Origin of the sequence: Mesorhizobium dulcispinae, from assembly GCF_033977345.1 — a bacterium.
Lineage (GTDB): Bacteria > Pseudomonadota > Alphaproteobacteria > Rhizobiales > Rhizobiaceae > Mesorhizobium > Mesorhizobium dulcispinae.
In genome coordinates this window covers 92,224-102,220 of sequence record NZ_JAVIIY010000017.1, presented here as the reverse complement: position 1 = coordinate 102,220, position 9,997 = coordinate 92,224, and the positions used below count along the sequence as shown (strand labels likewise).

The window sequence follows — 9,997 nt, the reverse complement described above, 5'->3', positions numbered from 1 at the left end:
TGGGGAAGGAAGCGGCGCGCATGTCCTCCATCGGCAGGTTCATGGCCTGCCGGACCTCTTCCGGGATGTTGGTAGGTCCTGGGATGAAGAGATGGGTGAACCCTGCCATGCGCGAAACTCCTCCGATCGTTTGGGATGGTGGAGGAAGTTTCGTTCCGATAGCGCCCCGCAACAACACCTTGCCGGGTAAGTTGTCGCCACGCGCGGGTAGGGTTCGCCTACCCGGACGGCCTACCCGAAAGGCGATTTGGAATTACGGCGCTTCTCATTCGCATAGAGCGCGACCGCCATGGCGCGGTTGCGCACGGCGAGCTTGTCGTAGAGATTCTTGAGGTGGTACTTCACCGTATTCTCCGAGATCCCGGTCCGGGTCGCGATCTGGAGATTGGTCCAGCCATCGGAAAGCACCGCAAGCAGCTCGCGCTCACGCACGGTGAGCTGCGACAAGGGCGTGTCGTTGACCTTGTTGATATCGATATAGGGGATGCAGATGCGCCCGTGCCCGACCGCCAGGATGGTCTCGAAGATGATCGGCGGATCGTCGAACTGGAAGCAGTAACCCTGGGCTCCGAGCCGCACGCACTGCTTCAGGATGCCGATGTCGTGGTCGTTGGAAAAGACCGTGATGCGCAGGTCGAGCTTGCGGCTCTGGACTTCCGCCAGGATGTCGGCGCCGTCCATGTCGGCGAGCTTCCAGCCGATGACGGCGACGTCGAACCGGGTGCTCGCCGCCAGTTCGAGGAATTCCTTGCCGCTCTGCACGGAACGCAGCAGCTCGAAACGCCCATCGCATTCCAGCATCTCGCGAAGCGCCGACACAACGAGCGGATTGCGCTCGGCGACGACAACGCGAACGCGCTGCTCGCCAACTGTTTCGTTCGTTTTCCGGGACTTGAGGTTCAAGGCCTGCCGATTGTCCTGTCGATCTCGCGCTTGCCGGTCCATCTGGACCTGCATCATGACAATTCTGCCCCAACCGTGAGGTGGCGCTCTTTCCGCAGCGACATGCTCTGTCGCGCCGACTGAACCCGCAAAATGCCGCGCAATCCGCTTCCGTAGGAGGCGTCACGGGCATATTTCGCCGCAGATTCCGTACGCTAGGGCAATGTTTTGCCGAGACGAATCGCGTCGCGGCCCTATCTGCCGCACAAGCATCGGATTTCCCGAAATGCGGTTTCCACTTTTCGGGCTCATGCTCTAGACCTGATTCACACCCTTTCCGGATTCCTGTTGGCGGAGGCGCTGGTGGAAGGCCAGGACACAGAGATGACCGGCGCCAGGGCCGCCGACGAACAACACGCCGACATCTATGGCGAGGACGGCGCTGTCCGCTCCTCCTTCCTTGCCCAGATCGGCGCTGCCATCGCCGATCGCGACACGCTCACGTTGAAACGCGAAGTCGACGACCTGCATCAGTCGGAACTCGGCGACCTGTTGGAAGCGCTCCACCCTGAGCAGCGCCGCGCGCTGGTCGAATTGCTTGGCTCCGATTTCGACTTTTCGGCGCTGACCGAGGTCGACGAGGCGATCCGTCTCGACATCGTCGACAATTTGCCCAACGAGCAGATCGCGCAGGCGGTGCAGGAGCTCGATTCCGACGACGCGGTCTACATCCTGGAAGACCTCGACCAGGAGGATCAGGACGAGATCCTCTCGCAGCTGCCGTTCACCGAGCGCATCAGGCTGCGGCGGGCGCTCGACTATCCGGAAGAGACGGCCGGCCGGCGGATGCAGACCGAGTTCGTCGCCGTGCCGCCGTTCTGGACGATCGGCCAGACCATCGACTACATGCGCGAGGACAAGAACCTTCCAGACCGCTTCAGCCAGATCTTCGTCATCGACCCGAGCTTCAAGCTGCTCGGCGCCATCGATCTCGACCAGATCCTGCGCACCAAGCGCGCGGTGAAGGTCGAGGAGGTGATGCACGAGACGCGGCATGCCATTCCGGCCACCATGGACCAGGAAGAGGCGGCGCGGGAATTCGAGCAGTACGACCTGCTCTCGGCCGCCGTGGTCGACGAGAACGAACGGCTGGTCGGCGTGCTCACCATCGACGACGTCGTCGACGTCATCCAGCAGGAGGCCGAGGAGGACCTTCTGCGCATGGGCGGCGTCGGCGACGAAGAGCTGTCCGACACCGTGCTTGCAACCTCGCGTTCACGCGTGCCGTGGCTGCTCGTCAATCTGCTGACGGCGTTCCTCGCCGCCTCGGTGATCGGCCTGTTCGACCAGACGATCGAGCATATCGTGGCGCTGGCTGTGCTGATGCCGATCGTCGCCGGCATGGGCGGCAATGCCGGCTCGCAGACCATGACCGTCACCGTGCGGGCGCTGGCGACGAAGGACCTCGACATCTACAACGCCGCCCGCATCATCCGCCGCGAGGTCGGCGTCGGCTTCATCAACGGCATCGTGTTCGCGGTGCTGATCGGCATGGTCGCCGGGATCTGGTTCCATGACCGTAATCTGGGCGGGATCATTGCCGCGGCTATGATCATCAACATGTTCGCGGCGGCGCTCGCCGGGATTCTCATTCCGCTGCTGCTCGACCGCCTCAAGATCGATCCGGCGGTGGCTTCCGCCGTCTTCGTCACCACCGTCACCGACTGCGTCGGCTTCTTTGCCTTCCTCGGCTTGGCCACTTGGTGGTTCAGCGTTCCCTAAGAGAGTGCTACAATTGACTTTTACGTAAGTGCCGTGCGACGTTGCCTCGGGGTCAGGTGCCGATTCCGGCACATGACGGGGTTTGATCGGAGGAAGGGCGACGCTCCTGCGTGGCGATGCCTGGATATTTGGGCGTGGGAGCAAGAATGCGGGAATATTACACGATCACCGAGCTGACGCGCGAGTTCGACGTGTCGACGCGGACGTTGCGGTTCTATGAGGACGAAGGGCTGGTGCAGCCGATCAGGCGCGGCCGCACGCGGCTGTTTCGCCCGTCGGACCGGCATCTGATCCGTCAGATCATGCGCGGCAAGCGCCTTGGCTTTTCGATCGCCGAAATCCGCGAGATCATCCAGATGTACAAGGAGCCGCCCGGCGAGGTCGGCCAGCTCAAGCTGATGATCAAGCGCATCGAGGAAAAGCGCGAGGACCTGCGCCAGAAGCGGCGCGATCTGGAAGAGACGCTTGCCGAGCTGGATCAGGCGGAAGAGTCCTGCGTCGAGCGGCTGGCAGAGCTGGGTGTGAATACCTAAGCGCTTCTGTAGCTGACAAGCGGAGATGTTGGCGGGACAGCGCCCCCCTCTGTCCTGCCGGACATCTCCCCCACAAGGGGGGAGATCGGCGGCTTCGGCCTCGGCTCAAATCCAGCGCCGCACCCTTTTTGCATAATCCCGATACTTCTTGCCGAACTTCGCCGCCAGCATCCTTTCCTCCTTCTCGATCGCCATCTTCTGCGTCGCGAAGGCGGCGAGGAAGGCGAACAGCAGGAACCATGCTATGCCGGTGATGAAGGACACGCCGATCAACAGCAGCGTGTTGGCGAGATACATCGGGTTGCGGGTGATGCCGAAGGGGCCCGACGTCACCAGATGGTCGGGCTCGGCATTGGGATTGAGCGTCGTCCTGGCGCGCACCATGGTGCGGATCGCCGTGACCCAGAGTGCTGCCACGCCGAAGAGCGCCACCCAGCCGGCGCCGACCAGGATGTCGCCGAAGATGTCGCCGATCCAGGGCAGCGGGTAGAGCATGCCGAGCACGACGCTGAGCGCGATCGCCACGACATAGATCACGGGTGGCCAGGGGATGATCCCACGCTTCGGCTGGGTGGCGTTCATTGTTGTCCTCCCTCCATCTTGCTTTCGGTCGCCGCCGTGCAGGTGCTGGCAAGGTCGGCAAGATGCGATTTCCAGATCTCGGTCTGGTCGTTGCTGTAGAGCTTGTCGAGAGACCCTTCGCCCTTCAGCGTGTCCAGCATGCAGCCACAATAGCTGGAACAGAACTTGCTGTCCCGCTGCTGTTCGCACTGCGCCTGGCAAGCCGGCAGGAAGCCGGCGTCCCTGTCCTGCGGCGCCGCGGGCATGACCTGCGAAAGCAGCCATATCGAGCCGAACAGCACCGGCTGATGGATGAGGTAGAAGGCGAGGCTGTGTCGGCCGATGAAGGTGAGCGGGTTCGACCAGCGGCCGGGCTTCCAGGTTCCCAGCCGGGCGAGAAGCCCGGAGGCTGAAGCAAGCTTGACGACCGCGATGCCGGCAAGCACCGCGCCGAACCATGGAAACAGCGGCACATAGTCGTTGGAGCGCGGGTTGGTCGCCGACAGCCCGACCCACCACAGCGCCGGATGGTCGAAGAACTCCGACCGCAGATAGTAGGGCACCGCGATCACGGCGGCCGCGACGATCGCCGTCAGCAATGCCGGCAACCGCAGAAAGGCGAGGCCGAGCAGGCTCGCCAGCGCGATCTCATGCAGGATGCCGAAGAAGATGAAGCCGTCCGGCGTGGCGATATAGGTGACGCCCGAGATCGCGATCGCCGCTACCGCAACCATGGCGAAACGCTTCCAGAAACCCGGCCAGCGGATCTGGCGGCCATGCGCCAGAAACAGGCTGACGCCGACCAGGAACAGGAAGGTCGATGCGATGCAGCGCGCATAGAGCTTCCACCAGCCGAAGGCGGTCAGCCCAGGTGTGGTGTAGCCGAAATTCTCAAGATCCCAGGTGAAGTGGTAGCTTGCCATCGCGATCAGCGCGATGCCGCGCAAGATGTCGATGGCGGCGATGCGGCTGTGTTTCGGCGCGTCCTGAATGGCTTCGCTCGTCGTTTGAAGGCTCATCATCTCGCAATCCGATTCAGTCGTGCCAAACGACTATCACGGTTCGGGCGAACAACAGAGGGTGGATCGGCGGCGGCCGTTCCGGTGGGCATAGCATGCCGCTTTAGGCCAGCGGCGGAAAGCCTTTGGCCGGCTTCGCTTTTCGGCTTCTCGGAGTCGGTTTCCTGCTAACTGGCCGCCGCCTGGTCCGGCCAGATTGGCGGGCGATTCACTTTCGGAGGGCCGATGTCCATCCATGTGCGCCATCCGATCTGGCTTCCGGCTCTGAGGCCCGCCGACGCGCGCACCTTCGCCTCGCTCTATGCGGTCGAATCCTTCGCCCGCGCCACGATCTCCAGCGTCATCCCGATCCAGGCCTACGAAATCCTGCACAACGAGCAGACCGTCTCGATCCTCTACACCGTCGTGTCGCTGCTCGGGCTTTCGGTGACGCTGTTCATGCCGATGCTGATCCGCCGCTTTGCGCGGCGCTGGGTCTATACGGTCGGCTGCCTGATGCTGGCGATCGGCTCGGTGTTCTTCGTCACCCACACGCTGCCGGGACAGATCGCCGGCATGCTCTGCCGCGTCATGGGGGCGAGCGCGCTGTCGATCACGCTCAACCTCTACATCATGGACCACATCCGCAAGGCCGACTTCATGTAGGCGGAGTCGCTGCGCATGGCGTGGTCGATGTTCGCCTGGACCGGCGGGCCGACGCTCGGCATCTTTCTCTACACGCGCTTCGGCATCTATGCCGCGCATGGTGTGGTCGTGGCCTTCGCGCTGGCGCCGCTCGCGCTGTTCTGGACCTATCGGCTGGGCGACAACCCATCGATCCGTCCCGGCAAGAGCCGCCCGGCCAATCCGCTTGCCAATATCGGCCGCTTCATCGCGCAGCCGCGGCTGCGTCTCGCCTGGCTGATCGCTTTCGGCCGCTCCTGCTTCTGGACGACCTTCTTCGTCTATGGCCCGCTGTTCATGGTGATCACCGGCGAGGGCAAGCTTGCCGGCGGGCTGCTGGTTTCGGCAGGCAATGCGTTGTTGTTCATGGCGATCTTCTGGGGCAAGGCGGGCAAGCGCTTCGGCGGCAGGCGCACCATGACCTTCGCCTATTTCGCCATGGCGGCGATGCTTTTTGCTGCGGGCGGCGTCGGCGAAGCCGCGCCGCTGCTCACCGCCGCCTTCCTGCTCTGCGGCGCCTTGTTCACCATTGCAATCGACGCGCTGGGCTCGACCGCCTTCATGCGCTCGGTACGCTCCTATGAACGGGCGCAGATGGCGGCGGTCTACCGCACCTATCTCGACTTTTCCGAGCTGACGCCGCCGCTGGTCTATTCGGTCGTGCTCTCCTTCTTCGACCTCGGTTCGGTCTTCGTCACGCTCGGCATACTGGCCGCTTTCTGCGGCTTCTTCACCTGGCGCTATCTGCCGAAGTCGTTTTGATCGCCGCGTGGCGCCCGCGCACCCATTCGTGGAAGCGGCGCAAATCATATTCCTCGGGCATCAGCACGCCGGCCTGGTGGCGGATCGAGCGCAGGCCTTTCTGGTTGACCTCGCAGATCGCGGCATCCTCTTCGAGCACCTGGGTGCCGAAGGCAACGATGTTGTCGATATCGGTTTGTGCCAGCGCATCGGGCGCGAACAGCCATTCTGCGGTGAGCTCGGTCTGCTCCGGTCCGAGCGGGCTTAGCCGCACCGTGCGGACATAGTCGACATGGCCGACGATGAACATCGAGGGCAGGCTGGTGGCGTAAGTCTGCCCGGCGGCGCGCTCGGCAGGGGTCAGGCCGGCAAAGACCGGGCCATGGACACGCCCGTCGCGCGACCAGGTCTCGGCGCCGGCGCGCAGGCCGCCGGAAAACTCCGGCGCGTCATTATCGGCGTGGCGCGCCCATTCCGGGTCGTCGTGCCTTGCCATCAGGCCGCGGCCATAGATCGGCACCAGCCGCGACAGGTCCTTGTGCACGCCCGGGCAGTGCAGGCATTCGTTGAAGTTCTCCCAGAAAATCTTCCAGTTGCAGTTCATCACCTTGCTGAGCCGGTGCCCGGTGACGAGCGTCTCCAGCGGCCAGTTGGAAAGATCGCTGGAGGCGCGATCGAAGGAGGCTTCCGCCGAACGGCCAGCATCCTCGGCAAGGTTGACGAAGACGAAGCCGCGCCAAACCGACAGCGCCACGCGGTAAAGCGGATAGTCGGCCTTGTCGAAGCCTTCGGGGAGTGATTTCGACGGCACGCGGACAAGATCGCCGCGCAGCGAATAGGACCAGGCATGGTAGGGGCAGGTGAGCAGCCTTGCCTTCAGCCGTCCCGCGCTTTCCTGGCAAAGCTGCGAGCCGCGATGCCGGCAGGTGTTGTGGAAGGCACGCAAGCTGCCGGTCTCGTCGCGCAGCACGACGATCTCCTGCGAGCCTATGCGCACGGTTCGAAAGGCTAGCGGCGCCGCGAGATCGGCCTCGCGGCAGACCATCAGCCAGCTCCGGTACCAGATCGCTTCGAGATCGCGCCGGTAAGCGTCGGCTTCCCGATAGGCCGCTGCGGGCAGTGTCGGCTCGAGGTGGGTCAGGCCATTGTAGAGATTGCGTTCGCTCGGATTCGGCTGCATGGGCTTCTCCCTGGCTGCAGACAGCCGACACCTGGGCAAGGCCGTTGTCAATCGCGCGGCCATTGTGGTGGTCAGGCACCGCCCTTAAGGTCGTTTCCCGAGGCTGGCGCTTGCCGGCTGGTCGGGGTCGCAAAAACATGCCTGCAAGAACGATGTCGCTCACCGAGGATCTGGTCGCCCGCTGCTTTCGAGTCGTCGAAGACAGTGGCCCCGATCCAAACGCGTCGCATCTGGACGATGCCGACTATGATGCGATGCTGGACACCATGGAAGCCGAACTCCCCGCCGCCGAGCCGCTCTGGCTCTTTGGCTACGGATCGCTGATCTGGAAGCCGGAGATAGAGCATGTCGAGGAGCGGGTCGCCGTCGCGCGCGGCTGGCATCGCTCCTTCTGCATGAACATGACGCGCTGGCGCGGCACCAAGGAGCAGCCTGGCCTCATGATGGCGCTGGACCGCGGCGGCCAATGCAAGGGCGTTGCTTTCCGTCTGAACGGTGGCGACCGCCGGCAGGCATTGGACAAGCTTTTCCGCCGCGAGATGACGCTGAAGCCGACCAGCTACCATCCGCGGCTCCTCAACTTGATGAGCGACGACGGACCCTTCCGGGCTCTGGCCTTCGTCATCAACCGCAAGGGCACCACCTATGCCGGCCCGATCGAGGAAAAAGTGGTGGTCGAGCGGCTGGCGACGTCGTGCGGCCACTGGGGTTCGGGCGCCGACTATCTCTACAACACGGTGAAGAACCTCGAGCAGCGCGGCATTCATGACCGCCATTTGTGGCGATTGCAGCAGCTGGTTGCCGAGCGGATTGCCGCATCCTAATCCAAAACCCGTGCCGCAATCACGCTGCGGCGTGACGGAATTTGGTTTGCCGGGCGCGGCGATTCTGCCTATAGTCCATCGCGTCGTCGGTTCCGTTTTTGGAGCCAAGAGGGAATGCGGTGAGGGCGGAGTTTCTGCCCAAAGCCGTGGCTGCCCCCGCAACTGTGTGCGGTAGTCCTCTCCATAAACCACTGAGGATTTTCCTCGGGAAGGTGGGGAAGGGCGCGGATCCGCGAGCCAGGAGACCTGCCGGCGACCGGAAAGTTGACTTCGATGCCCTCGGGTGGAGGGCGAAAGGACCAGACATGAATACCGCTTCCGTTTCCCTCGGCGCTTCCGTCTCCTCGCAGTCGCGCGTCATGCAGCTGGCGCTCGCCGCGCTGCTCGGCATTTTCGTCGTCGGCTTTGTCGGCTTCTCGCATATCGATGCGGTCCACAACGCTGCGCACGACTATCGCCATTCGATGGCTTTTCCCTGCCACTGAGCAAGGCCTGACATCATGAATCTGTTTCGCAACGTCGTGTTCATCGCGGCGATCGCGGGGCTCGTGGCGGGCATCGTGCTCGCCTGCATGCAGGCCTATGCGACCGTGCCGCTGATCCTCAAGGCGGAAGTCTATGAAGAGGCCGGCGGCGGCCATCATCATGACCACGCCGCCACAGCCACCGACAGCAATGTGACGAGCTCTGCCGCTCCGGCGGACAACGCGATGAGCAGCGCCGCCCCGGCGCCTGCCGAAGCGGCTGCCCCGGCCGAGGACGAGGGCTGGGCGCCGGCCGATGGCTTCGAGCGCTTCGCCTTCAACGTCGTCGCCAACATCGTCACCGGCATCGGCTTCGCACTGGTCCTGGTCGCGGTCTCCGAATTCGCCGGCGGCATCGGCAACTGGCGCCAGGGCGTGTTCTGGGGCCTCGCCGGTTTTGCGGTGTTCACGCTGGCGCCCGGGCTCGGCCTGCCGCCCGAACTGCCGGCGATGCCGGCGGCCGAGCTGTTGCCGCGCCAGATCTGGTGGATTTCGACGGTGGCCGCGACTGCGATCGGCCTCGGCTTGATCGCCTTCCGCAAATCGCTGCCGCTGGCTGTCCTGGCGGTCGTGCTGATCGTTGGGCCGCATATCGTCGGCGCGCCGCAGCCCGACAGTTTCGAGACGGCGATCCCGGAAGGGCTGCATCACCAGTTCGTGGTGGCGGTGACGCTCACCGATCTGGTGTTCTGGCTGGTGCTGGGGGCCGTCGTCGGCGTGGTGCGCGGCCGCTTCACCGGCACGGCGGCTAGCCTGCGCGACAGCTTTGCCTGATCGCGCCAAGGGTCGCCTGACCTTCATCGTCGGCGGTGCGCGCTCCGGCAAGAGCGCGCATGCCGAGACCCTGGTGACGGCAAGCCCGTCGCCCTGGACCTATATCGCCACAGCGCAAGCCTACGACGACGAGATGCGCGAGCGCATCGCACTGCATCGCTCGCGGCGAGGCGAGGGCTGGGTCACTGTCGATGCGCCGCTCGACCTCACCGGCGCGATCGAGGCCTTGCCCGATCACCAGCCGGTGCTCATCGACTGCCTGACATTGTGGCTGACCAATCATATGCTGGCGGACCATGATATCGAGGCCGAGTGTCGGCGGCTGTCAGACGTGCTGTCGCGGCCGCGCGGGCCCTGGTTCGTGGTGTCGAACGAAGTCGGGCTCGGCATCGTGCCGGACAATGCGCTGGCGCGCCGGTTCCGCGACGCCGCCGGCCGACTCAACCAGCAGGTCGCGGCGGTTGCCGATTCGGTGCTGATGATGGTGGCGGGGCTGCCGCTTAAGGTGAAGTGA

Annotated in this window: 10 protein-coding genes, 1 pseudogene and 1 riboswitch; of the genes and pseudogenes, 7 read left to right on the top strand and 4 right to left on the bottom strand. The window is 64.2% G+C overall.

Features of this window, described 5'->3' with window-relative positions:
* Window positions 1–231 precede the first annotated feature (231 nt).
* A complete protein-coding gene (locus RFN30_RS27290; RefSeq protein ID WP_320265160.1) occupies window positions 232–903 on the bottom strand; it encodes a LuxR C-terminal-related transcriptional regulator in 672 nt (223 codons plus the stop codon).
* Window positions 904–1,266: 363 nt separating this feature from the next.
* On the opposite strand from RFN30_RS27290, the gene mgtE reads away from it, so the two are divergent.
* Both mgtE and RFN30_RS27280 read left to right on the top strand, forming a co-directional pair.
* Window positions 1,267–2,664 carry a magnesium transporter gene (gene mgtE / locus RFN30_RS27285; protein ID WP_320265159.1) on the top strand — a complete coding sequence of 466 codons (1,398 nt, stop codon included), beginning with the start codon at window positions 1,267–1,269 and terminating at the stop codon, window positions 2,662–2,664.
* Window positions 2,665–2,810: 146 nt separating this feature from the next.
* The gene (locus RFN30_RS27280) at window positions 2,811–3,197 is read left to right on the top strand and encodes a MerR family transcriptional regulator (protein ID WP_040969921.1); all 387 of its coding nucleotides are present in this window, start codon (window positions 2,811–2,813) and stop codon (window positions 3,195–3,197) included.
* 105 nt (window positions 3,198–3,302) lie between these two features.
* On the opposite strand, the gene RFN30_RS27275 is transcribed toward RFN30_RS27280, so the two are convergent.
* On the bottom strand, window positions 3,303–3,779 hold the full coding sequence (locus RFN30_RS27275) for a methyltransferase family protein (protein ID WP_320265158.1): 477 nt from the start codon (window positions 3,777–3,779) through the stop codon (window positions 3,303–3,305).
* Window positions 3,776–4,777 carry a heparan-alpha-glucosaminide N-acetyltransferase gene (locus RFN30_RS27270; protein WP_320265163.1) on the bottom strand — a complete coding sequence of 334 codons (1,002 nt, stop codon included), beginning with the start codon at window positions 4,775–4,777 and terminating at the stop codon, window positions 3,776–3,778. Before RFN30_RS27270 ends, RFN30_RS27275 begins: the two co-directional genes overlap by 4 nt.
* A 225-nt stretch (window positions 4,778–5,002) precedes the next feature.
* On the opposite strand from RFN30_RS27270, the pseudogene RFN30_RS27265 reads away from it, so the two are divergent.
* Window positions 5,003–6,202 (top strand): annotated as a pseudogene (locus RFN30_RS27265) (MFS transporter).
* On the opposite strand, the gene RFN30_RS27260 reads toward RFN30_RS27265, so the two are convergent.
* Window positions 6,171–7,361, bottom strand: coding sequence for an aromatic ring-hydroxylating oxygenase subunit alpha (locus RFN30_RS27260; protein ID WP_320265157.1), 1,191 nt, complete (start codon window positions 7,359–7,361; stop codon window positions 6,171–6,173). The pseudogene RFN30_RS27265 and the gene RFN30_RS27260 sit on opposite strands and share 32 nt — an antisense overlap.
* A 137-nt stretch (window positions 7,362–7,498) precedes the next feature.
* Between RFN30_RS27260 and RFN30_RS27255 the strand changes: the two genes are divergently transcribed.
* The 4 genes from RFN30_RS27255 (at window position 7,499) to cobU (ending at window position 9,997) form a co-directional block, all read left to right on the top strand.
* Window positions 7,499–8,185 carry a gamma-glutamylcyclotransferase gene (locus tag RFN30_RS27255; protein ID WP_320265156.1) on the top strand — a complete coding sequence of 229 codons (687 nt, stop codon included), beginning with the start codon at window positions 7,499–7,501 and terminating at the stop codon, window positions 8,183–8,185.
* A gap of 70 nt (window positions 8,186–8,255) precedes the next feature.
* Window positions 8,256–8,453: riboswitch (cobalamin riboswitch) on the top strand.
* Window positions 8,454–8,490: 37 nt separating this feature from the next.
* Complete coding sequence (locus RFN30_RS27250; RefSeq protein WP_126088631.1) at window positions 8,491–8,670, top strand: CbtB domain-containing protein; 180 nt, start codon at window positions 8,491–8,493, stop codon at window positions 8,668–8,670.
* A gap of 15 nt (window positions 8,671–8,685) precedes the next feature.
* Entirely contained in the window at window positions 8,686–9,483 is a 798-nt protein-coding gene (locus tag RFN30_RS27245; protein WP_320265155.1) for a CbtA family protein, read from the top strand.
* Window positions 9,476–9,997, top strand: coding sequence for a bifunctional adenosylcobinamide kinase/adenosylcobinamide-phosphate guanylyltransferase (cobU, locus tag RFN30_RS27240; protein WP_320265153.1), 522 nt, complete (start codon window positions 9,476–9,478; stop codon window positions 9,995–9,997). The genes RFN30_RS27245 and cobU overlap by 8 nt, the downstream gene beginning before the upstream one ends.